Origin of the sequence: Neomegalonema sp. (assembly GCF_028688855.1) — a bacterium.
GTDB lineage: Bacteria > Pseudomonadota > Alphaproteobacteria > Rhodobacterales > Rhodobacteraceae > Neomegalonema.
In genome coordinates, this window is the sequence record NZ_JAQTXI010000001.1 from 1 (window position 1) to 22,318 (window position 22,318).

General features: G+C 70.1%; 22 protein-coding genes. 14 read left to right on the forward strand and 8 right to left on the reverse strand.

What is annotated here, in order from left to right:
• The 3 genes from PHN62_RS00005 to polA all read right to left on the reverse strand — a co-directional run.
• On the reverse strand, window positions 1–910 hold a 910-nt coding region (locus tag PHN62_RS00005; RefSeq protein ID WP_300144516.1), incomplete at its 3' end, for a DUF4175 family protein.
• Window positions 911–959: 49 nt separating this feature from the next.
• Window positions 960–2,243, reverse strand: coding sequence for a diaminopimelate decarboxylase (gene lysA / locus PHN62_RS00010; protein ID WP_300144518.1), 1,284 nt, complete (start codon window positions 2,241–2,243; stop codon window positions 960–962).
• A gap of 156 nt (window positions 2,244–2,399) precedes the next feature.
• Window positions 2,400–5,246 carry a DNA polymerase I gene (polA, locus tag PHN62_RS00015; protein WP_300144521.1) on the reverse strand — a complete coding sequence of 949 codons (2,847 nt, stop codon included), beginning with the start codon at window positions 5,244–5,246 and terminating at the stop codon, window positions 2,400–2,402.
• A 137-nt stretch (window positions 5,247–5,383) separates the two neighbouring features.
• Here polA and PHN62_RS00020 point away from each other — a divergent pair, with 137 nt between their 5' ends.
• Window positions 5,384–6,034 carry a DUF5671 domain-containing protein gene (locus tag PHN62_RS00020; RefSeq protein ID WP_300144523.1) on the forward strand — a complete coding sequence of 217 codons (651 nt, stop codon included), beginning with the start codon at window positions 5,384–5,386 and terminating at the stop codon, window positions 6,032–6,034.
• The gene (locus tag PHN62_RS00025; protein ID WP_300144526.1) at window positions 6,031–6,441 is read left to right on the forward strand and encodes a hypothetical protein; all 411 of its coding nucleotides are present in this window, start codon (window positions 6,031–6,033) and stop codon (window positions 6,439–6,441) included. Before PHN62_RS00020 ends, PHN62_RS00025 begins: the two co-directional genes overlap by 4 nt.
• 3 nt (window positions 6,442–6,444) lie before the next feature.
• Here PHN62_RS00025 and PHN62_RS00030 read toward each other — a convergent pair whose 3' ends face one another.
• The 3 genes from PHN62_RS00030 to PHN62_RS00040 all read right to left on the reverse strand — a co-directional run bounded on the left by PHN62_RS00030 (window position 6,445) and on the right by PHN62_RS00040 (window position 9,384).
• Window positions 6,445–6,948, reverse strand: coding sequence for a hypothetical protein (locus tag PHN62_RS00030; RefSeq protein WP_300144528.1), 504 nt, complete (start codon window positions 6,946–6,948; stop codon window positions 6,445–6,447).
• Window positions 6,949–7,232: 284 nt separating this feature from the next.
• Window positions 7,233–9,224 (reverse strand): hypothetical protein, encoded by a 1,992-nt coding sequence (locus PHN62_RS00035; protein ID WP_300144531.1) that lies wholly within the window; start codon window positions 9,222–9,224, stop codon window positions 7,233–7,235.
• Window positions 9,202–9,384 carry a hypothetical protein gene (locus tag PHN62_RS00040; protein WP_018631615.1) on the reverse strand — a complete coding sequence of 61 codons (183 nt, stop codon included), beginning with the start codon at window positions 9,382–9,384 and terminating at the stop codon, window positions 9,202–9,204. The genes PHN62_RS00035 and PHN62_RS00040 overlap by 23 nt, the downstream gene beginning before the upstream one ends.
• A 104-nt stretch (window positions 9,385–9,488) precedes the next feature.
• Here PHN62_RS00040 and PHN62_RS00045 point away from each other — a divergent pair, with 104 nt between their 5' ends.
• The 7 genes from PHN62_RS00045 (at window position 9,489) to PHN62_RS00075 (ending at window position 16,848) form a co-directional block, all read left to right on the forward strand.
• The gene (locus tag PHN62_RS00045) at window positions 9,489–10,124 is read left to right on the forward strand and encodes a shikimate kinase (RefSeq protein ID WP_300144535.1); all 636 of its coding nucleotides are present in this window, start codon (window positions 9,489–9,491) and stop codon (window positions 10,122–10,124) included.
• Window positions 10,121–11,287 carry a 3-dehydroquinate synthase gene (gene aroB, locus PHN62_RS00050; protein ID WP_300144538.1) on the forward strand — a complete coding sequence of 389 codons (1,167 nt, stop codon included), beginning with the start codon at window positions 10,121–10,123 and terminating at the stop codon, window positions 11,285–11,287. Before PHN62_RS00045 ends, aroB begins: the two co-directional genes overlap by 4 nt.
• The gene (locus PHN62_RS00055) at window positions 11,284–11,637 is read left to right on the forward strand and encodes a hypothetical protein (RefSeq protein WP_300144541.1); all 354 of its coding nucleotides are present in this window, start codon (window positions 11,284–11,286) and stop codon (window positions 11,635–11,637) included. Before aroB ends, PHN62_RS00055 begins: the two co-directional genes overlap by 4 nt.
• Window positions 11,638–11,929: 292 nt before the next feature.
• Entirely contained in the window at window positions 11,930–13,225 is a 1,296-nt protein-coding gene (locus PHN62_RS00060; protein ID WP_300144544.1) for an NAD(P)/FAD-dependent oxidoreductase, read from the forward strand.
• 454 nt (window positions 13,226–13,679) lie between these two features.
• Window positions 13,680–14,582, forward strand: coding sequence for a hypothetical protein (locus PHN62_RS00065; RefSeq protein ID WP_300144547.1), 903 nt, complete (start codon window positions 13,680–13,682; stop codon window positions 14,580–14,582).
• A 340-nt stretch (window positions 14,583–14,922) separates the two neighbouring features.
• On the forward strand, window positions 14,923–15,462 hold the full coding sequence (locus PHN62_RS00070) for a hypothetical protein (RefSeq protein ID WP_300144550.1): 540 nt from the start codon (window positions 14,923–14,925) through the stop codon (window positions 15,460–15,462).
• A 282-nt stretch (window positions 15,463–15,744) separates the two neighbouring features.
• Window positions 15,745–16,848 carry a hypothetical protein gene (locus tag PHN62_RS00075; RefSeq protein WP_300144553.1) on the forward strand — a complete coding sequence of 368 codons (1,104 nt, stop codon included), beginning with the start codon at window positions 15,745–15,747 and terminating at the stop codon, window positions 16,846–16,848.
• 8 nt (window positions 16,849–16,856) lie between these two features.
• Here PHN62_RS00075 and PHN62_RS00080 read toward each other — a convergent pair whose 3' ends face one another.
• The gene (locus PHN62_RS00080) at window positions 16,857–17,822 is read right to left on the reverse strand and encodes a LysR substrate-binding domain-containing protein (RefSeq protein ID WP_300144556.1); all 966 of its coding nucleotides are present in this window, start codon (window positions 17,820–17,822) and stop codon (window positions 16,857–16,859) included.
• Window positions 17,823–17,919: 97 nt separating this feature from the next.
• On the opposite strand from PHN62_RS00080, the gene PHN62_RS00085 reads away from it, so the two are divergent.
• The 5 genes from PHN62_RS00085 to PHN62_RS00105 all read left to right on the forward strand — a co-directional run bounded on the left by PHN62_RS00085 (window position 17,920) and on the right by PHN62_RS00105 (window position 21,489).
• Window positions 17,920–18,708, forward strand: coding sequence for a phosphoadenylyl-sulfate reductase (locus PHN62_RS00085; protein ID WP_300144559.1), 789 nt, complete (start codon window positions 17,920–17,922; stop codon window positions 18,706–18,708).
• Between the two features lie 142 nt (window positions 18,709–18,850).
• Window positions 18,851–19,738: a 4-hydroxy-tetrahydrodipicolinate synthase gene (dapA, locus tag PHN62_RS00090; RefSeq protein ID WP_300145309.1), complete on the forward strand. Its 888-nt coding sequence runs from the start codon at window positions 18,851–18,853 to the stop codon at window positions 19,736–19,738.
• 11 nt (window positions 19,739–19,749) lie between these two features.
• Window positions 19,750–20,223, forward strand: a complete 474-nt coding sequence (smpB, locus tag PHN62_RS00095) for an SsrA-binding protein SmpB (RefSeq protein ID WP_300144562.1) — start codon at window positions 19,750–19,752, stop codon at window positions 20,221–20,223.
• Between the two features lie 42 nt (window positions 20,224–20,265).
• A complete protein-coding gene (locus PHN62_RS00100; protein WP_300144565.1) occupies window positions 20,266–21,051 on the forward strand; it encodes an inositol monophosphatase family protein in 786 nt (261 codons plus the stop codon).
• Between the two features lie 120 nt (window positions 21,052–21,171).
• A complete protein-coding gene (locus tag PHN62_RS00105) occupies window positions 21,172–21,489 on the forward strand; it encodes a hypothetical protein (protein WP_300144568.1) in 318 nt (105 codons plus the stop codon).
• A gap of 34 nt (window positions 21,490–21,523) precedes the next feature.
• On the opposite strand, the gene PHN62_RS00110 is transcribed toward PHN62_RS00105, so the two are convergent.
• The gene (locus PHN62_RS00110; RefSeq protein ID WP_300144571.1) at window positions 21,524–22,315 is read right to left on the reverse strand and encodes an N-formylglutamate amidohydrolase; all 792 of its coding nucleotides are present in this window, start codon (window positions 22,313–22,315) and stop codon (window positions 21,524–21,526) included.
• Window positions 22,316–22,318: the final 3 nt, after the last annotated feature.

Here is a 22,318-nt window from a genome sequence, read left to right on the forward strand (position 1 = left end):
CGTCGGGAATGACCACGAACTCCCAGGAGCCGAGCGCCTCGCCCTGATGCCGCGCCGAAGCGGGGCCGGAAGCCAGAATCTCCGCCTTGAGCGCGAAGACGCCGGGGCCGTCTTCGGCGAAGACCTCCGCCGAGCCGGGAAGCTCGCCCACAGGCGCCTCGGAGGCGCCCGCCACGCGGAATTGCAGCACCGAGCCCGTCGGCACGTCGATCTTCTGGCCGGGGCGGCTCATGAGGTAGATCGGCGGCGCGCGGGTGTAGGGCGGCGGATTGATCCAGGCGTCCAGACGCGCCGGAGCCGCCGCCAGAACCGCGGCCGTCGGCTCGGGGGCTCCGGCGAAGATCCCCGCGACCTGATCGCGCGCGCCGCTCCAGTAGACGGAGAAGCCGCCGATCAGCGCCAGAAGCGCCCAGTAGCGCAGGCCCCAGGGGTCGGGCGCGGAGAGCCGCAGATCCGGAGCGGGCACCTTCGCCCGAGCCGCCTCCGCCTCCAGCCGCCGCCGGTGCGCCGCCCAGAGCGCGCGGCCCATGGGAGTCTCGGCGCCGAGGGCGGGCGCGTCGTCGGCCAGATGGGTGGCGGCGCGGCGGGCGAGTCCGGCGTCGAGCGCCGCCAGCTCCTCGGCGCGGGTGGGCGAGGCCCAGCCGCGCGCGCCGCGCCAGAACAGGAAGGCCAGAAGCAGCCCGAAACCCGCCAGAAGCCCCGTCCGGAGCATGGGGCTCCAGAGGCTCCAGAAGCCCGCCAGAGTCAGCGCCAGACCGAAGAGCGCCGCCGTCCAGAGCGGCCAGAAGCGCCGCGTCAGGCGCTCCAGACTCAGGACGCGTCCCGTCCGCCGCGCCTTGACGAGAAGCTCGGCGGGCGGGGCGGCGGATTCGGGGCGGGCGGGGGCCGTTCGGGAGGTCTGGGCGCTCATGGTGCTCATCCTGCGGGCGATGCGGCGGACCCGCAAGGGTCCCCAGCCTTTATAACCAGTCGGGGATGCGGTCCCGGCTCAAGATCTCGTCATATGTGGGGCGCGGACGCGTGACCGCAAAGCGCTCCCCATCCACGAGAACCTCCGGGACCAGAGGACGCGTGTTGTATTCCGAAGCCATGGAGGCTCCGTAAGCGCCCGCCGTGCGGAAGGCCACGAGATCCCCCGCGACGAGCGGCGGCAGGGGGCGCTGTTCGGCGAAGCGGTCGCCGGTCTCGCAGACCGGCCCGACCACGTCGTAAGGCCCCGTGGGGGCGTCGAGGGGCGCCTCCTTCACCGGCACGAGGTCGTGCCAGGCGTCGTACATGGCGGGGCGCATGAGGTCGTTCATCGCGGAATCGAGGATCAGGAAGCGGCGACCCTCGCCCTGCTTCACATAGACCACCCGCGAGAGCAGGATTCCGGCGTTGGCCGCGATGAGGCGCCCCGGCTCCAGAGCCAGCTCCGCGCCGGTCTCGCGCACGAAATCGCCGAGGGCGGCCTCCGCGACGCGCCCGTAATCCAGAGGCAGAGGCGGCGGCGCGTTGGTGCGCCGCTCATAGGGCACGCCCAGACCCCCGCCGAGGTCCAGACGCTCCAGAGCGATTCCCTCGGCGCGCAGATCCTCGGCCATGCGGCGCATCCGGGCGAAGGCGGCGGCGAAGGGCTCCAGATCGGTCAGCTGCGAGCCGATGTGCATCGCGAGGCCCGTCAGACGGATTCCCGGCATCTGCAAGGCGCGATGGACCACCTCCGCGATCTGCGCCGCGGGGACGCCGAACTTGTTCTCGGATTTGCCCGTGGAGATCTTGGCGTGGGTTTTCGCGTCCACGTCGGGATTCATGCGCAGGGCCACCGGCGCCCTCACGCCGCGCTGGATCGCCACCGCGTTCAGAGCCTCAAGCTCGGGCTCGGATTCGACGTTGAACTGACGCACGCCCTGTTCGAGGGCGAAGCGCATTTCGTCAGGCGTCTTGCCCACGCCGGAGAAGATCACCTTCTCGCCGGGGACGCCCGCCGCCAGAGCCCGCCGGAACTCGCCTTCGGAGACCACATCGGCGCCGGCCCCGAGCTTCGCCATGGTCGCCAGCACCGCGAGGGAGCCGTTGGCCTTCACCGCGAAGCAGACGATGCGCTTCGGGAAGCTCTCCAGAGCCTCGTCGAAGACGCGGTAATGACGCTCCAGCGTGGCGCGGGAATAGACGTAGACCGGCGTGCCGACCGCCTCGGCGATCTCGGCCAGCGGGACGTCTTCGGCGTGAAGAGCCCCGTTCTTGTAAAGGAAATGATCCATGAAGCGCCGCTCCCAGCCTCCGAGACGGAAAGCCCCTCTGATAGCTCAGGCGGGCGGGCGGCTCAATGCGCCTCGGCCCGATCCTTCAGAGGCTCCGGCTGCTTTGTTGGTCGCGTTTTCACGACGCGAAGCCTTGTCGGCTTCGCTGGAAAACGCTCAATGCGCCTCGGCCCAGTTCGCCCCCGAACCCGCCTCGACCACCAGAGGCGCGGCCAGCTTCACCACCGGCTCGTCGGCGCGCTCCATGATGGGTCTGACCAGCGCGATCAGAGCCTCGACCTCGGCTTCCGGCGCCTCGAAGATGAGTTCGTCATGGACCTGGAGCAGCATCTTCGCCCGGAGCCCCGAAGCCGCCAGAGCCGGAGGAACGCGGATCATCGCCCGACGGATGACGTCGGCGGCGGCGCCCTGGATCGGCGCGTTGATGGCGGCGCGCTCGGCGGCGCCGCGCTGAGCGCCCTTGCCGCCCACGCCCGAAGCCAGAATCCGGCGTCCGAAGATGGTCTCCACGTAGCCCTTGCGCTTCGCCTCGGAGATGGTGCGCTCCATATAGGCCTTGATGCCGGGGAATTCGGCGAAATAGGCGTCGATGAAGATCTGCGCCTCGCTCCGCCCGACGCCCAGTTGCCGCGCCAGACCATGGGCCGTCGAGCCGTAGATGACGCCGAAATTCACCGCCTTGGCCCGACGCCGGAGCTCCGGCGTCACCTCTTCGAGCTTCAGCCCGAAGACCCGCGCCGCCGTGATGGCGTGGATGTCGCGGCCTTCGGCGAAGGCCTCGCGCAGGGCGGGCACATCCGCGACATGGGCGAGGATGCGCAACTCGATCTGGGAGTAGTCCAGCGAAACCAGCTTGCAGCCCTCCGGCGCGACGAAGGCCCGGCGGATCGCCCGGCCCTCCTCGGTGCGGATGGGGATGTTCTGCAGATTGGGGTCGGTCGAGGCGAGGCGCCCCGTGCTGGTCGCCGCCAGCGAAAAAGACGTGTGGACGCGGCCTGTCCGGGGGTCCACATGCTCCACCAGAGCGTCGGCGTAGGTGGATTTCAGCTTGGCCAATTGCCGCCAGTCGAGAATCCGCGCCGCGAGGGCGTGATCCGCCGCAAGCTCGTCCAGAGCCTCGACGTCGGTGCTCCAGGCGCCGGTCTTGGTCTTGCGTCCGCCGGGAAGGCCCATCTCCTCGAAGAGGATCTCGCCGAGTTGCTTGGGCGAGGCGAGATTGAACTCGCGCCCCGCAAGCTGATGGATCTCGGCTTCGTAAGCCGCCATGCGCCGGGCGAAATCCCCTGACATCCGCGCCAGAGCGGCTTTGTCCACGAGGATTCCCTCGCGCTCCATGGCCGCCAGAACCGGAATGATGGGGCGCTCAAGCGTTTCGTAGACCGTCGCCAGACCCTTGCGCCAGAGCCTCGGCTTGAGCAGCAACGCCAGACGCAAGGCGGCGTCGGCGTCTTCGGCGGCGTAGCGGGCGGCCTTCTCGACAGGGACTTGCGCGAAGCCGATCTGCTTCTTGCCCGAGCCGATCAGCTCCTGAATCGGCTGGCCCTCCTGGCCGAGATGCGCCGCCATCAGCGCCTCAAGGCCATGGCGGCCCTCGCCCGAGCCCAGCGCATAGGACATCAGCATGGTGTCGTCGATGGGCGCGAGACCGATCCCGTAATTCGCCAGAACCTTCAGATCATATTTGAGATTCTGCCCGATCTTGAGAACCGAGTCGTCCTCGCAGAGCGGCTTGAGCAACGCCAAGGCCGCCTCCATGGCCATCTGTCCGGAGGCCGGGCGGCGCGAGCCGAAGAGATCATCCTCGCCCTCGACATGGCCGAGCGGGAGATAAGCCGCCTCGCCCGGCGCCAGAGCCAGGGCCACGCCGACGATCTCGGCCTGCATCTCGTCGAGGCTGGTGGTCTCCAGATCCAGCGCGACGAAGCCCTGAGCTTTCGCCCGCTCGATCCACGCCGACAACTCCCCCTCCGTGGAGAGGGTTTTATAGCCTGCGCCGTCGAAGGGCGCGAAAAGCGCCGGATCCTCCGGCGCGGGCGGAGCTTCGTCTTCGAGCATGGGCTCCGGCGCGGGACGAGGCCTCACGAAGAGGCCGCCCTCCCCCGCCTCTCCGAAGCGCGAGACGGCCCGTTTCGCCAGAGTCGCGAACTCCATCTCGCGCAGGAACTCCAGCAGCTTCGCCGGATCAGGCGGGCGAACGCCCAGATCCTCCAGAGCCAGAGGCTGAGGCGCCTTGCGGTCGAGGGTCACCAGCTTGCGGGAGATCTGGATCTGCTCGGCGTTCTCGATCAGGCTTTCGCGGCGCTTGGGCTGTTTGATTTCTCCGGCGCGGGCGAGCAGCTGATCCAGATCGCCATATTCGAGGATCAGCTGAGCCGCCGTCTTGAGTCCGATTCCGGGGGCTCCGGGCACATTGTCGCTGGCGTCTCCGGCGAGGGCCTGCACGTCGATCACGCGCTCGGGGGGCACGCCGAATTTCTCCTCGACCTCCCTGGGGCCTATGGCCTTCTCCTTCATGGGATCGAAGAGCGCCACCTTGCCGCCCACAAGCTGCATCAGGTCCTTGTCCGAGGAGACGATGGTGACCTTCGCCCCGAGCGCCGCCGCGCTCTGCGCATAGGAGGCGATGAGGTCGTCGGCCTCGAAGCCCTCAAGCTCCACGCCCGGGAGGTTGAAGGCCTCCGCCGCGCGACGGATCAGCGGGAATTGCGGAATCAGGGCCTCGGGCGGCGGCGGACGATGCGCCTTGTAATCGGCGTAGATCTCGTTGCGGAAGCTCACGCGGCTGACGTCGAAGGCCACGAGCAGATGAGTCGGCCCGACGCCGTCGCCGTCGAAGGCGTCGTCCACCAGCTTCCAGAGCATGTTGCAGAAGCCCGAGACCGCCCCCGTCGGCAGACCGTCCGATTTGCGCGTCAGGCCAGGCAGGGCGTGAAAGGCCCGGAAGATGAAGCCCGAGCCGTCGATCAGATAGAGATGCGAAGTCGCATCGACGGGCGCCGCCATGAGGGCCTCCTTGCACAAGAACAAAATGAGTTTAAAGCGCAGAGGCCTCCGCGCCAAGCCCTGAAGCTCCGCCGGTTCATTGAACGTCGCTCAATTTCCATTGACGCCGCCCGCAAGGAGCCGTAATCTCTGCGGCCATGAGCGCAAGATCCGACGAACTCGACGATTTCATCCGGGCCGCCTCCGCGAAAGGCGCCGATTTCGCCCGCATCCGCAGCGCCCTGAGCGGCGCAGGCTGGGAGGACGCCCGCATCGAAGCCGCCCTCGGCCGCTACGTCGAGACGGATCTCGGCGCGCCCGCCCCGAGGCCGAGGGCTTTCGTCTCGCCGCGGCTCTTCTTCATGCATTGCTTCTATTTCGTGCTGCTTTACGTCGTCGCCTGGAACTTCGTCTCGCTGCTCTTCACCTTCCTCGACCACCACCTCCCGGATGGTCTCGGCCGGATGGGCGGGTTCTTCCATTCCGGCGACCCCATCCGCGCGATTCAGGACAACGTCGCCGCGCTGATCGTGGCCACGCCGCTCTTCTGGCTGACCGAGAGGAGTCTGGACCGGGCGCAGAGCCGCGCCGGACAGGCGATCCCCCGCATCCGGCTGATCCTGGCCTATTTCACCATCTTCGTGGGGGCCTGCGTCCTGCTCGGGGATGCGATCAGCTTCGTCTATTATCTGCTGCGCGGCGAACTCGGCCTGCGCTTCCTGCTGAAGTCCCTGATCCTGCTTCTCTGCGTCTCCGGGATCTGGCTCTATCACCGGACGGATCTCGGCAAGGATGAGGCTGCGTCGTGAACGAACGTCGGATCCTGCGGCTGGTTTTCGGTCTCGTCCTCGCGGCGACGGCGGGTTGGGGGCTCTGGCTTTCGGGCGGGCCGACCCATAACCGCCTGTTGCGGGAAGATTCCGCGACGCGCGACGTCCTTCAGAGCGCGGCGAGCAGCGTCGAGACCTTCCATCAGCTCCGGGGCGCCCTGCCCGGATCTCTGGCGGAGGCGAAGCGGTTCTGCGACGAACAGCCTTCGGCCTATTGCCCGGATTTCGCATCGGAGGCCCTTGAATATCATACGCTCGGCGAGCCGGGGCGCTTCGAGATCTGCGCGGAGTTCAGGCTCCCTGCGCCGCCCGACGCCGGACGCTTCGCCAACGCCGAAGCGGGGCGGGTCTGCCATCCCTTCACGGCGGCCCCCGCGCAGGACTGAGCCTCACATCGGGCTGAGCCGCAGCAGCGTCCGCCCCGCCGAATCCGAGAACTCCAGCACGGAGCCTCGCCGGATCAGCCGCGCCGCCTGCGTCAGCCGCTCCAGCAGCTGGGCCTCCATCTCGCAGCGGCCTTCAAGGAAGGGCTCGCGCACGCGAAACCAGGGGTCCATGCGCTCATAGGAGCCGAAGAAGCGTCCGCAGCCCGCCCGGCCCTCGAACTGGCGGTCGTAGAAGACGACCTCCCCCCCCAGCGGCGAGCCGGGCAGAGGCAGAACCCGCCAGACTCCCGCGATGCGCGGTCCGCCCGGCGCCGAAAAGGCGGGTCCATGGCCCGGAATCGGCGCAACGGGCATCGGCGCGACGGGCATCGGCGCGACGGGCATCGGCGCGGCAGGAAGCGGCGGCGCGATGGGAGGGGGAGGCTCCGCGCCCCAGACGCCCGCTCCTCCCGCGATCCAGACGCAGGCCGTCCAGATTCCCGCGCGCCGCGCCCAATCTCCGCCCATGCCCCCAACCTTTCGATGTATGGAGCGACGGCTCTGGAGACGAATTATGGCGACAAGGGGGCAGGCGTCGCATTTGCGCCTCAATTCTCCCCAGACGAATTCTTCCCCCGCAGGACGCGCCGATTCGGTCCAGGCCGCGCCGCAGGGGCGCGCGCAGAGGCGGCGCTTCGCCGCTCGGGTTCGAGGGCGGACAGGCGGGATGTTCCTGATTCGTATGGAAAAGCGCCGCCCCGGACCCCTCGTGGAATCCGGAGCGGCGCCCCTTTTCAACGCCTCCCGCAGGCTCAGGGCCAGCGGGTCAGCAAGGCGGCTTCGGCGGCGATGCGCCGGGCGTCCGCCCCGAGCCCCGACAGCGACAGCGCCCGCATGACCTGCGCCAGAGTCTCGGGCCGCAGATCGGCCCCCTCCGCCGCCAGAGCCTTGAGCGCCCCCAGCGAGGCCTCCGCCTGACGCCCGGCGTGGGCCGCCTGCACATAGGGCGCGGCCGGGCCGATGCGTCCGTTCGGATCCAGCCCCTCCAGCGCCATGAGGATCAGCCGCGTGCTGCGGTCGCCTTCGCGGGCGCGGGTCTCCAGAGCGGCGCGGTCCTCGGGCGACAGAGGCGGCTGAGGCGCCGGATCGGTCAGCAGCAGCAGAGCCGCCGCGTCGGCCCGCTCGACGGGCGTGGCGGAGGGCAGGAAGGGCGTCCAGCGACGGGCGGCCTCGGCGTCTCCGGCCATGAGCAGCGAATCGCGGGCCGCGAAGGCCAGTTCGGGCGGCATGCTCCCCGGAGCCGCCGAAGCGAGGAAAGGCGCGAAGCTCCGCGCGAGGCTGGCGAAGCCCTGAGGCCCCGCATCCCGGGAGGCCCGGACCAGAGCCTCGGCCACGGCGCCCGGATCGAGCACCCCCTGAGCCGCCGCCAGCACCGCCCGGGCGCGCGCGAAGGCGCCCCCGCCCGGCTGGACGCCGTAACGCTCGTAGGCCGCCACCAGCTCCGACGTGCTGACGGCGCCCGCCGCCTCCAGCCGTTCGGCGGCGACGATCTTCGCCTCGGGCTCCGCCGAGGGCGAGGCCAGATAGGCGGGCAGCAAGGCCAGAGGCGCGATGCGCGCCCCTTCGGCCGGCGGCGGGATCTCCAGCAGCCGCAGCGCCGCCAGACGCAGCGGGTCGAGCCCGTCGGCGGGCGGCAGCTGCACGAAGGGCTTCATGCCCTTGTCGAGCACCGCCTCGATGAGCTGGGCCGTCAGGGGATCGAGCCGCCCGCGCTCGCGCATGGCCGAAACCGCCACCGCCGCCATGGGATTGCCCTCGCGGGCCAGACAATAGGCCCGCATGCCGATCCAGAATCCGTCGAGGTCCTGGGTGCGGGCGGCGCTCTCCACGGCGTTATGCGCCACCGAGCAATAGACCGCGTCGCGCCCGGCGATCAGCGCCGCCTCGGCGCCTGCGCGTTCGGCGGCGGGATCCTTCGCCGAGCGCGCCAGATCCGCCAGACGCGCCGCCGCGTCGGGCGCTCCGAGGTCGAGCAGGGCCCGCGCCCGCAGCGCCGCCACGCCCTCCGCCCCCGGAGGCGGCGGCGCGGTCGCGACGAGGAAACGTTGCAGGACGCCGTTCGCCGCCTGATAAGGCGTGGGACGCAGCCCCTTCAGCGCCTCTTCGGCGGCGTCGGGATCTGAGCCGCGCCACATGTCCTGAGGCAGGCCGAGTTCGAAGGCGCCCGCCAGACCCGCGCCCTCGGCGGAGGGCGCCGCGAGCCCCTCGCCCGAATCGATGCGCGAGCCGCGCGCCTGCGGCGTGAGGTCCTGCGGCGAGATCACGGAGGAGCCGCTGGTCTCGGGATCGAGGCCGCGCGGAATCACGATGCGGGCGGGCGGCTCGGCGGGCACGTTGAAGGCGAAGGGCGCCGCAGGCCCCGGAGCCAGGATCGGCGCGGGCGCGCTCCCCATCGGCGCGAGCGGCGCCGCGGAGATTCCCGCTCCGCCGCCTCCCGACCGGACCGGAGCGGGCGCAGGCGCCTGAATCGGGCTCGGGACGGGCGCGGCGGTCTCGCGGGGGGCCGAGGTGGCCTCTCCGCCGAGCCAGGGAATCACGCTCTTGGGCTGGAACACGTTCTGGGCCAGAGCCGCAGGAGCCAGCGCCAGCAGCGCGCAGGCCGCGGCGCCCGGGGCTCCGCTCCGCCTCAGGAGGCTCCGGAAGGCGCCGCGCGGGGAAGGCCTCCGGCCCGCGGAGGCCTCTCCGGAAGGCCTCTGACGGAAATTGGGGTCGCCGGTCGGATCAACGGGGGAGCAGAAGGTCATGGGGCGCCTCTCGCACGATCTCACGTTGCGGCGCGGGCAGATCGGCCACGGCCACATAGACCGCGAAAGCCACGACGGCCGCCGCGACCGCCAAAAAGAGCGTCCGAAGAAGACGTCCGGAAAGACTTTTCTCCCGTTTGCCGCTTCTGTAGGTTTTCATCTATCCTCTCGCCGCTCCTCGGTCCGCCCCTCGCCGCCGCGCGACGTTCGTGGCGCAGCCGCAGGCCGCACGCACTATACCCAGAGACTGATGTTCAGGGAATTATGTCGAAAACCCAAGTCCAAAACGAGGAATCGGAAGATGGCCCTCCCTCCGAGAGCTTTTCCGAGGCTTCCCGGTGGCGCCTTCGCCGCAGTCTGGCGCTGGTCGGCCTGATGGGCGCGGGCAAGACGGCCATCGGCAAGCGCCTTTCCCAGGCGACGGAGGCCCCCTTCCTCGACGCGGATTCGGAGATCGAGGCCGCCGCGCGCATGACCATCCCCGAGATCTTCGCGCGCCATGGCGAGCCCGCCTTCCGGGATGGGGAAAGGCGGGTGATCGCGCGGCTGGTCGAGACGCCCGCCCCCTTCGTGCTGGCCACGGGCGGAGGGGCGTTCATGAATCCCGACACACGGAAATTATTGAAGGAACGTTGCATGGTTCTCTGGTTGAAGGCGGATGTGGACGTGCTGGTGCGACGTCTGGCCAAGAAATCCGACCGCCCCTTGCTGGAGACCGGCGACCGCCGCGCCACTCTGGCGGCTCTGGTCGAGAAGCGTCATCCGGTCTACGCCGAGGCCCATCTGACCCTCGACGGCGGCGAGGCCACCCAGGAGGAGGCCCTCGCGCAGACCCTCGCGCTGCTCTCCGACGAGGGCGTCATCGAAAGACGCGAGCCTTCCGGGCGAGGCGCCCGATGAGCGCCCCCTCTCCCGATTCCGCCGCCTCCGGCTCCGCGGATCCGCTGCGCAGGACCCTCCGGACGCGCCTCGAAGGCGGCCGCGACTACGAGATCGTGATCGGCCCCGGCCTCATCAAGGAAGCCGGAGCGCGCATCGCTCCCCTGCTGCAGCGTCCTTATGTCGCCATCGTGGCCGACGGAAGCGTGGCCAGGCTGCATCTGACCGCGCTGAAGCTCGGTCTGGCGGCGGGGGGCGTGGAATCGGTCAAGGAGATCATCCTCCCTCCCGGCGAGAAGACCAAGGCCTGGGGGCCTCTGGCCTTCGTGACCGAAGAGCTTCTGGAGGCCCGCATCGAACGCAAGGACATGGTCCTCGCCTTCGGCGGCGGCGTGACCGGCGACCTCGTGGGATTCGCGGCGGCGATCCTGCGGCGCGGCCTCGACTTCGTGCAGATCCCCACCAGCCTGCTCGCCCAGGTGGACAGCTCCGTCGGCGGCAAGACCGGCATCAACACGCTTCAGGGCAAGAATCTCGTCGGGGCCTTCCATCAGCCGCGGCTGGTGCTGGCCGACACCGCCCTGCTCGACACGCTGCCGCCGCGCGAATTCCTCTCGGGCTACGCCGAGGTGGTGAAATACGGGTTGCTCGGCGACCGCCCCTTCTTCGAATGGCTGGAGCGCAACGGCCCCGCCCTCAAGGCCGGAGATCCCGAGGCCCGCGCCGAAGCCGTGGCGCGCTCCTGCAGCAACAAGGCCGGGATCGTCGAGCGCGACGAAACCGAGCAGGGCGAACGCATGCTGCTCAACCTCGGCCACACCTTCGGCCACGCCCTGGAGGCCGCCACCGAATATTCCGCCCGGCTGCTGCATGGCGAAGGAGTCTCCATCGGCTGCGCCCTGGCCTTCGAGGTCTCGGCGCGGATGGGGCTCTGTCCGCGTCAGGACGCCGAGCGCGCCATGGCGCATCTGCGGGCCATGGGGCTCAAGACCAGCCTCGGCGACATTCCCGGCCGTCTGCCGGGCGTCGAGGGCCTGATGGAGCTGATGGCTCAGGACAAGAAGGTCTCGCAGGGCGCCCTGACCTTCATTCTGGTCCGGGGAATCGGCGAGGCCTTCGCCACGCGCGAGGCGGATCTTTCGGTGGTCCGCGACGTGCTGGCGGACGAACTGGCGGATCGATGACTCCGGCCGCCTTCCTGATCGCGGCGGCCTTCGCGGCGCTTCTCAGGGGAGGCGTCTTTCCTCAGGCCGCGCCGGAGCCGCTTCAGGCTCCGGCTCCCGCCGCCGAGGCGGCTCCGGATCCGGAATACGGCGCCTGGCTCGCCGAGGCCTGCGCCGCCTGCCATGGCGGCGCGACGCCCGGCGTTCCGGCTCTGGAGGGCCGTTCCTTCGCCGAACTCCGCGCGGCTCTGGAGGCCTACGCCTCCGGGGCGCGGACTCACGACCAGATGGGCGTCGTGGCCCGCAGCCTGACTCCCGAAGAACGCGGCCATGTGGCGGCCTGGTTCGCCGGACGGCCTGCGGAGCCCTAGAGCGTTTTCCGACCGAAGCGGGTCGTTCAGAAGCTCCAGGTCTTCAATCTTGTCGCGCTTTCGCGTTGTCGCGCTTTCGCGACGCGAAGCCTGGCGAAGCCTGGTCAGCTTCGCCGGAAAGCGCTCCGGACTCCGGATCCGGGCGGCCGCTTCGGGCGGGCCGCTTATCCGGATTCCGCATGAGCAAATCTCCGTTTCTTGTTTGCGCCCCCGGGGATCGGCGTCAGACTCCGCGCCGACGCCCGCGCCTGCGGGCGCCGCCGCTTCCGGCCAGCCCTCATGGAGACCGCGCATGTCCTCCCCTCTTCGCCCCGCCTCCGCCCTGACCCGCCGAGGCTTCGGCAAGCTGACGCTCGGCGCGGCGGCCTTCGGTCTGGCGACGCCTTCTCTCGCGCAGGGCGCCGCGCCGCGTCTGGTGGTGGTGGGGGCAGGGCCGGGCGGCGCGACTCTGGCGCGCTATGCGGCTCAGGGCGGCGGGCTCTCGGTCACGCTGATCGACGAGAATCCGCATCACATCACCTGCCCCTTCTCGAATTACTATCTGGGCGGACTCTACCCCTTCGAGGATCTGGTCCAGGGCTTCGACAAGCTGAAGGCCGCCGGAATCGAGATCGTCCAGGGGCGCGCCGCGGATCTCGACCGCGAAGGCAAGGCGGTGATCCTCGCCGACGGGACGCGCGTCCCCTATGACGCCCTCGCGCTGGCGCCGGGCATCGACTTCAAATGGGACGCCGTCGAGGGCTACACGCCCGAAATCGCCGAGACCCTGATTCCCCACGCCTACAAGGCCGGGCCCCAGACGCAGCTTCTGCGCGCCCAGCTCGACGCTCTGGAGGATGGCGGCACGGTGGTCGTGGCGGTTCCGGGCAATCCCTATCGCTGCCCTCCGGGCCCCTATGAGCGCGTGTCGCTGATCGCGCATCTGCTGAAGTCCACGGGGCGCACGCGCGCGAAGATCCTGCTGCTGGACGCGAAAAGCTCCTTCTCGAAGCAGGCGCTCTTCGAACAGGGCTGGACGCGCCATTATCCGGGGATGATCGAATGGGTCCCCGCCGAGTTCACCGGCGGCGGCTTCGCCAGCCTCGACGCCGGGGCCAGAACCGTGACTGGCCTCTCCGGCGAGGTCTTCCACGGCGACGTGATCAACTTCATTCCGCCGCAGAAGGCGGGCGCGGCGGCGCGTCTGGCGGGGCTCGCGGGCGAAGGCGACTGGGCGCCGGTCCTGCCCGAAACCCTCCAGAGCGCCCATGATCCGGACATCCTGATTCTCGGCGACGCGGCGGCTCAGGGCGACATGCCCAAATCGGCCTTTTCGGCCAATTCCCAGGCGAAATCGGCGGCGGCGGCCCTGCGGGCGCGGCTTCTGGGCGCGCGGGCCTTCCCGGCGCGCTACCTCAACACCTGCTGGAGCCTCATCGAGGTCGGCGACGCGGTGAAGATCGGCGCGACCTACAAGGCCGGCGCCGAAAAGATCGAGACCGCCGAGCCCTTCATCTCCGAAACGGGCGAATCCGCCGAGACCCGCAAGGCCACCGAAGCCGAAGCCTACGCCTGGTACGAGAGCTTCGTCCGCGACGTCTGGGGCTGATCCGCCTCCCTGCGCCCTCCGCCGTGATTCCCGAAGCGCCGGAGGGCGGGCTCCGCGCGTCGGGACCGCACGCGCTGCGCCTCCTTTCGGGCGATTGCGGCGCGCCTCGCGCCCCTGTCGGGCGAGCGGCCTTCTCCGGCGCGCGCTCCGGAGCGCCGCTTCCGGGGAGATCCGCCGCCGGACTCGCGGCCTCCGGCGGAGAGGCTTGAAACCCTTGATCCTTTGCGCGCCGCGCGCCGCCTTCCGCACGCTGCGCGCAAAGCGGCGAGGGCGGATCTTCGCCTCGTCGGGGCTGCTTTCTCCTCCTCCCGACGGGGATGCGCCTTGCTCCGCCTCATTCGACAGTATAAGGCGGAGCGGCCTTTCATGAGGCTCGAAAAACCATTGTTGCGCCTTGGAATGGCCTTAGATCGGGGTCACCTTGTCCTGGCTTCGGCATTGAGTGGAGTTCAAAATGCGCAAATTCCTCACGGCGGCCCTCTTCCTGACGGTCGCGCCCCTTCCGGCCTACGCCGTCCAGAGCGGCGGCTACAGCCTGAGCGTCTCGGCCGGCGCCGAGGACGGCAACGGCTACGTCCGGCTCCGCGACGGCCAAGTCTACCAGATCTGCCTTCGCTCCGACCGCGCCGAGCGTTCGGACGTCGAGCTGAGCGTGGACGGCCTTTCGGTCGGCACCTTCCGCCTGAACCCCTACACGAACGTCTGCCTCGAGCGCCCCAGCGGCTCGCGCGGCAACTTCACCTTCTACAAGGCCGACAGCTTCGGCGGCATCTCCTCGGGTTCGGGCGTCGTGAGCCATCCGCAGCGCGGCCGCATCAGCGCCCGTTTCATCCCCGAGCAGCAGATGGTCCCGAGCTTCCGCTCCGCTCCGGCGACCACCTTCGGCGCGCCCGGCGGCGCCGGCCCTCAGGGCCTGGCCCGCAGCGCGGCCCCCACGCCGCAGCAGATGGACTCGAACCTCTCCAGCGGCGTGACCGGCCTGACCGGCCAGTCCTCGCAGCAGTTCGCGCAGACCCAGCCCATCCAGCGCGACAACGCCCGCGCCGTGACGCTCGAACTGCGCCTCGTGCATGACCTGCGTCAGGAGCCGGGCCCCATCGCCACCTGGCCGCAGCCCCAGCCCCAGCCTCAGCCGCAACCCTGGCCGCAGCCGCAGCCCCAGCCTCAGCCCTGGGTCCAGCCCCAGCCGCAGCCGTGGGTTCAGCCGCAGCCCTGGGTCCAGCCCCAGCCTCAGCCGTGGGTTCAGCCGCAGCCCTGGGTCCAGCCGCGTCCGCCGCTGTACTACCCGGCCCCGCCGCAGCCCCAGCCGCTGCCCGGCCGCTTCGACGTCCCGGCGCCGGCGCCCCTGTGGCGCTGAGTCCCCGGGTCTGACGACCCTCTCTCGACGCGCCGTCTCCGGATTCCTCGGGATCCGGGGGCGGCCTCCCGGAGCTCCGGCCTTCGGGCCGCAAGCCGAAGCCGTGCGCCCCTTCTCGCCAGAGAGGGGGCGTCGGCGTTTCAGGCTCCGGAATCCGCGAAGGCTCCATGGATCATGGAGCATGATTCGTGATCTTGCCCGATCTCCTCTCCAGGTTGCATGAAGGGCCATCAGCCGCCCGGCGAAATCCGAACGCCTCTCCGACGCGCCCTGAAAAGGGTCCAGGTCCGGAGGCGCTCCCGCCCCCCGCTTCCGGCGCGGCCTTTCGAGGAGACCCGACATGCGCAAATTCCTGACCGCCGCCTTTTTCACGACCGCCGCCGCCTTCGCCGCCCAGTCCCCCGCCGAGGCCGCCTGGAGCGGCGGCTTCAGCCTCACGCTTCCGCAGGGCGCCGAGGATTCCGCCGGGCGCGTCGCGCTGAACGACGCCCCCTCCTACCGGATCTGCCTGCGCTCCGACCGCGGCGAGCGCGTCGATGTGGAGCTGGTCGTGGGCGACCGCTTCTACGGCGCCTATCGCCTGGAGGCCTACGGCTCGACCTGCCTCGACCGCATGATCCCCGACGCGCCGCGCTTCGCCCATGGCGGCTGGAGCCAGCTGCGCCCCGGCCTGAACGAGGGGATCGTGGCGCGCTTCGTCCCGCTGCAGGAATGGACGAGCTACGCCCATGTCGCGGACGGCTCCGGCGGCTTCCGCCATCTTCCCCGCCCCTCCTTCACGAGCCGCGACTACGACCGCGCGGTCACGCTGGATCTGCGGGCGCAGATGCGCCCCGGCCCCTGGTTCTCCAGCCCCTGGATCTCCTATCCGGGCTTCTGAGCCTTCGAGGCGCGGCGAGGCTTCGTCGCTTCCCCATGCCGCCCGCCCGCCCGCCTCCTGGAGTCGCGCCCCCCTCTTGTCCGGAAGAGGGGGGCGTCGGCTTTTGCGGGCCCGGACCTGTTTCCCGGATTCCTCGGCGTCGGGCGATCTTCTCCCGCCCGAGGCGCGCGTCTTGCAACGGCCTCTCGGAAAGGTTCGAGTGGGATCTCGCGGATCCGGAGATCTCCGATCCTCTTCATCCCGCCTGACGCTCCTGCGTCCCGCCTCTTGAGGAGCCCGTCCATGCGCGCCCTGTCTCCCGGCCTCGTTCTGGCCGGCCCCCTTCTGGGTCTGGCCTTCGCTTCGCCCGCCGCCGCTCTGGAGGGCGGCGAATTCTCGCTCACGATCCAGGAGGGCCTTGAAGACGACTCGGGCTACGTGCGGATGCGCGACGGACAGGTCTTCCGGATCTGCCTCGGCTCGCGCTTCCATCTCCGGACCGATGTGGAGCTGAGGCTGGACGGCCTGCCCCTGGGCTCCTTCCGGCTGAATCCGGGTCAGAGCTGGTGTCTGGAGAGGCTGGAAGCCGTCGAAGGCCGCTTCACCTTCTACGGCTCCGGGAGCGCGGGCGGAATCGCTGCGGGCTCGGAGGCGGCCGCGCCGCAGGATCGCGGCGTGGTGCAGGCGCGCTTCACGCCCGAACTCCCGCCCCTCCCCGCCAGAGACGCCCTGCTGGAGGCCACACAGAAGGCTGAGGCCGAGGAAAGACAAAGGCGCCTGGAGGAAGAGGAGGCGCAGCGCAGGACGCAGGAGGCGCAGCAGATGCGTGAGCGCCTCCACCAGACCCGGAAACAGCGCCTGGAGGCGATGAGGGAATGGGAGGCTCTCCTGAGAGGACGGCTGCTCCAGACGGAAGCCGATCTGCGGCGCCTGGAGGCGGAGGTCCAGCTGGAGGAGGTCCGGCGAAACCTGGAGGAGGCGAGCCTGGAGGAGAGAAAGGCGGCGCAGCGCCTCGAAGACCTGAGCCCCGACCCGGGCGCGCAGCGCAGGCGCCGCCCGCCAGCCGTCCTCGCCCAGGACAGCGAACTCATGCTGCGGGAGCTGAGGGAAAGGGCCAGAGCGGAGGAGCGTCGTCGGGATGCGGCGACCGCCGCCCCGCTCGCCCCATCCTCCGTCGTCGTCCCCGTCGTCCCCTCCTCGGCGGCCGGAGCGCCGCGCTCCAGCCTCTCCGGCGGCGTGACCGGCCTGACCGGGCGCTCGGATCAGAGGTTCCGCAAGGTCCCGCCCATCGAGACCGAACCCGCCCGCGCCGTCACGCTGGAGCTGCGGCTGATCCATGATCCGAACCTGAAGCCGCCCCGACGCCTGCCGGGCCGCCTCCATATCGAGGCGCCCCCGCCGCTCTGAGGCCCGCCTCAGATGTCGGCGCCGTAGCCGTCATGCGCCGTCGTCTGGGCGACGGCGGCGGCCATGCGCTCTTCGAGCTTCACGCTCTCCTCGCGCAGGAATTCGAGGAAGCCCCGCTCGAAGCGCCGCAAGGGACGCTCGCGCAGCCAGGCCGCCCGGGTGTGGAACACCGGCAGAGGCTCCTTGACCGGGCGCAGCACGAGGTCCGAATCCGTCATGGGGTCCCAGGTCATCGCGGAGACCACCGCCCGCCCGAATTCGGCGCGGGCGAAGGTCTTGAGCACGTCCGAATCGGCGGCCTCCAGCGCCACGCGCAGAGGATGCCCCGCCGCCTCGAAGGCTTCGTCCAGACCCCGCCGCCCGCTGATCCCCTGCACGTAGGTCAGCACCGGAGAGGCCGCCAGCTCCGCCATGGAGATCGGCCCCGCGCCCGCCTCCGGCCCCGGCGCCGCGAGCGTCACATGGCGCCAGGCGTAGCAGGGCGCGCTTTTCAGCGCCGGATGCTCGCCGAGGCCCTCGGTGAAGACGGCCACGTCCGCTTCTCCGCCGACCACCAGCGCCGCGAGGGTCTCCGGCATGCCCTGCACCAGCCGCAGACGCACGTCCGGCCAGCGCTTGCGGAAGCGCTTGAGCGGCGCGGGCAGGAAATGCCGCGCCTGGGCGTGAGTCGTGGCGATGCGCAATTCGCCCGTCGAGGGGTCGCGCTTGTCCTGAGCCAGCGACTCCAGCGCCCGCTCCGCCTCGACGATGCGCCGCACATGGGCGCGGGCCTCCTCGGCGAGCGGCGTCAGCCCCACGAAGCGCTTGCCCTCGCGCCGCAGGAGCGGCCCGCCCATGGATTGCTCCAGCTCCGCGAGCAGACGGCTCGCCGAAGGCTGCGACAGCCCGAGACTCCGGGCGGCGGCGCTGAGATTGGCCCCGTCGGCGCCGAGGCGCTCCAGCAGGCGCAGATGCACGAGCTTCAAATTCAACATCCGGATTTGATAATCGGGGAATATGCGCTTTGCAAATGATCCGCGCATTCTAAGCTGCGGCGAACCGCAGCCCCCCAGATGAAACGCAGGTCCGGCTATGACGGCTTTGAGCGAAGCCCCGATCTCCCGCCCCGACGCCCGTCTTGAATCCCTGGCGCGCGGCTTCGACTCCATCGGCCTCGGCGCCCGGCTGAGGCGTCTGGCCGAAGCCGCCCGCGAGACGGGAGGCGAAGCCGTCTTCACCACCAGCTTCGGCCTGGAGGATCAGGCGCTGACCCACGCCATCGTCGATTCGGGCGCGGCGATCCGTCTGCGCACGCTCGACACGGGGCGGCTCTTCCCCGAGACCTACGAGGTCTGGGCCGAGACCGAAGCCCGCTACGGGCTGCGCATCGAGGTGTTCCATCCCGCCGCCGACGACCTCGCCCGCCTGACCGCCGAACAGGGGCCCTACGGCTTCCGCGAATCGGTCGCGGCGCGTCAGGCCTGCTGCGGAGCGCGCAAGGTGCTGCCTCTGCGGCGGGCTCTGGCGGGGGCGGGCGTCTGGGTGACGGGCCTGCGCGCCGAACAGTCGCAGGCGCGGCGCGGCGGCCATTTCGTCGAATGGGACGAAGCCCATGGGCTCATCAAGGCCGCTCCCCTGCTGGACTGGCCGCGCCAGAGGCTGGTCGATTACGTCGCGCTGGAGCGGATCCCCTACAACCGCCTGCATGATCAGGGTTTTCCCTCCATCGGCTGCCAGCCCTGCACCCGGGCGCTGCGGCTCGGCGAGGAGGAGCGCGCCGGGCGCTGGTGGTGGGAGGCCGACGCCAGGAAGGAATGCGGACTGCACGTCCACGCCGCGCCCGAGGCCGCTTCCGCGAGTCTGGCGGCGCGGGCCTCCTGAAGCCCCTCCGCCGATTCGGCGGCTTGCGCCGGAGCCCCCGGAATCCTAAGGTGCTGACGCGCCCCCCGAGACGAGAGTCGTGAGTCGGGAGTGGGCGCGTTTTGCATTGAGAAGGCGAAAGGCCATGTCCAGCGACATTCCCATGTTCAGAGGCTCCATCACCGCGCTCGTGACGCCCTTCAAGGGCGGCGAAGTCGATGAGAAAGCCCTGAAACAGCTGGTCGACTGGCAGATCGCCGAGGGCTCCTCAGGCCTCGTGCCCGTGGGCACCACCGGCGAGACCCCCACCCTCAGCCACGCCGAACATGAGCGCGTGGTGGAGATCGTGGTCCGTCAGGCGGCGGGCCGCGTCAAGATCATCGCGGGGGCGGGCTCCAACTCCACCGCCGAGGCCGTGCGCCTGACCCGATTCGCCGCGCAGGTCGGGGCGGATGCGGCGCTCGTCGTCACGCCCTATTACAACAAGCCCACCCAGGAAGGCCTCTATCAGCATTTCAAGGCCGTGCATGACGCCGCCGGGATTCCGATCTTCATCTACAACATCCCCGGCCGCAGCATCGTCGACATGACGCCCGAGACCATGGGCCGTCTGGCGAAGCTGCCGCGGATCGTCGGGGTGAAGGACGCCACCGGCAAGGTCGAGCGCGTTTCGGAGCAGCGTCTGACCTGCGGCGAGGAGTTCATCCAGCTCTCGGGCGAGGACGCTTCGGCGCTGGGCTTCAACGCCCATGGCGGCGTCGGCTGCATCTCGGTGACCTCCAACGTCGCGCCGAGGCTCTGCGCCGAGTTCCAGGCCGCCACGCTGCGCGGAGACTTCGCCGCAGCCCGCGCGATCCAGGACCGGCTCATGCCGCTGCACAAGGCGCTCTTCGTGGAGCCCAATCCGGGCGGCGCGAAATACGCGCTCTCGCTGCTGGGCAAGATCGCCGACGAACAGCGCCTGCCTCTGGTCCCCGTGAGCCCCGCCGCCCGCGAGCAGATCCGCGCGGCGATGGTTCAGGCGGGCCTGACCAACGCCGTCGCGGCCTGAGAGGAAGCTTCATGGCTCGCAAGGCGCAGCGCGGAGACGGCGTGGTCGCGGAGAACCGCAAGGCCCGCTACCACTACGCCATCGAAAACACCATCGAGGCGGGCATGGTGCTGCTCGGCTCGGAGGTGAAGTCGCTGCGCAACGGTCAGGCCAACATCGCCGATTCCTACGCCGAAGCGAAAGACGGGCAGATCAATCTGATCAACGCCTATTTCCCCGCCTACGCCGAGGCCAATCGTTTCGGCCATGAAGAGCGCCGTCCGCGGCGCCTTCTGCTCCATCTGCGCGAGATCGCCAAGCTCGCGCAGGCGGTCAACCGCGAAGGCATGACGCTGATCCCGCTCAAGGTCTATTTCAACGAGCGGGGCATCGCCAAGATGCTGCTCGGAATCGCCAAGGGCAAGAAGGCCGCCGACAAGCGCGAGACCGAAAAGAAACGCGACTGGGACCGCGAGAAATCGCGGCTCCTGCGCGCAAGGGGCTGAGGCGCCTTCTCCTTCCTTCATTCCAGACATTCCAGGGGCTTCATGTACGCGCCATCCGCCAATCTGAAGATCATGGTCGACGCCGCCCGCAAGGCGGGGCGCGGGCTGATGCGCGATTTCGCCGAACTGGAGAATCTTCAGGCCTCGGTGAAAGGCCCCGGAGACTTCGTCTCCATGGCCGACCGCAAGGCGGAAGCCGTCATCAAGACCGACCTCATGACGGCGCGTCCGGCCTATGGCTGGGTCGGCGAGGAGACCGGCGAGGAGAAGGGCGCCGACGCGACCCGTCGCTGGATCGTCGATCCCCTCGACGGCACGACGAACTTCCTCCGCGCGATTCCGCATTGGGCGGTCTCCATCGCTCTGGAGCACAAGGGCGAGATCGTCGCGGGCGTGATCTACGACCCCGCCAAGCAGGACCTCTTCGTCTCGGAGAAGGGCGGCGGCGCATGGCTCAACGACCGGCGCATCCGCGTGGCGCCCACCCGGGACCTCAGCCGCGCGCTGCTCGGCACGGGCGTGCCCTTCGGCGCCAAGAACACCCTCCCCCAGACCCTCCGCGAGCTGACCCGCCTCATGCCCCAGACGGCGGGCGTGCGGCGCATGGGCTCGGCGGCGCTGGACCTGGCCTATGTGGCCGCCGGAAGGCTCGATTTCTTCTGGGAGCGCGAGATCAACGCCTGGGACATGGCCGCAGGCCTGCTCCTCGTGCGTGAGGCGGGCGGAATCGTCGCGGATCTCTCGGGCGGAGACGATCCTCTGGCCAGCGGCTGGGTGGCGGCGGGCGGCCCCGATCTCTTCGACAAGGTCCGCGAACAGCTCATCTGAGCGCGCCTTCCGGAAGGCGGGAGCCGGGCCGGAAAACGCCTTGAGAGCTTGCGGGCGCGGTTCCTCCGGTCCATGTCTCAAGGGATCGCGTCTGCGGACGCCAGCTTCAGGATGACCCCCATGAGATTCGCGCTCGCCTCCCTCGCAGCCGGGCTGCTCCTTGCGGCGAGCCCCGCCCTCGCCGCCCTGCCCCCCTTCCATGACAGCGTCTGGAAGCTCAAGACGATCCTCGACAGCGACGCCCTCGCCGAGGCGGCGGGCCATCGCCCCATCCGGAGCATCGAGGATCTCGGCGAGAACGCGGCCGGAGTCTCCGAATGGCGCGTCCGGGCCGGAGACTGCGTCCTGACGCTCGAACTCAGCCCCCTGCCCATGCCCGAAGGCATGGTCGGCCGGGTGGATTACGAGGTCTCCAGGGTCGGCGCCTGCGCCGAGTGACCCAGCCGCCGCAAGGCCGACGGACGAGGCCTGATCAGGCCTCGCCCAGCCGCGCCGACTCGACCGCCAGCCTCAGGGCGGGCGCGAGCCTTTCGGCCCAGAGCCTTTCGCCCGCCGCGTCGCCGATCAGATCCTGACGGATCTCGAGGACCACATGCGCCAGACCCCGCTGAAGCGCATGACGCCACATCGTGTCGCCCTTGAGGCGGCCCGCATAGGGCTCGTTGTCGCCCACCACGAGGTCGGGCTCCTGCGCGAGGGCGCCCATCAGCGGCAGAGCCATGCGCCCGTCGTCATGATCCCAGAGCACCCCGACATGCCAGGGCCTCGGCGGCCCCAGAGCCATGCGCGGCGTGAAGCTGTGCATCGACAGCAGCTTCGGCCGAACGCCCCGCGCCAGAGCCGCCTCGACGCGCTGCGTGATCGCCGCATGATAGGGCGACATCCAGCGCATCCGGCGACGCTGCGCCTCGGCGGCGTCGGCCTGGCGGTTGCCGGGGATGATCGCCCCGTCCGAGATCTTGCGGACGAGGGTCGGATCGTCGTCGCCGCGATTGGGGTCGATCACCAGACGCGAAAACCGCGACAGGACCGCAGGCGCGTCCAGAAGCTCCGCGAGGGCGAGAGTCGCGCCCCGCGCGCCGATGTCGTAGGCGGTGTGGCGGCGGAACTCCTCCGGCGGCAGACCGAGCGTCCCCATCTCCTCCGGGACCGCGTTGGAGGCGTGGTCGCAGAGCAGCAGGATCTCCGGATCCCCCTCCGGATTGACGATCTCGAAAGCCGGATCCTCCGCATGGAGGCGAGGCGGAAAGGGCTGGTCTCGCATGGA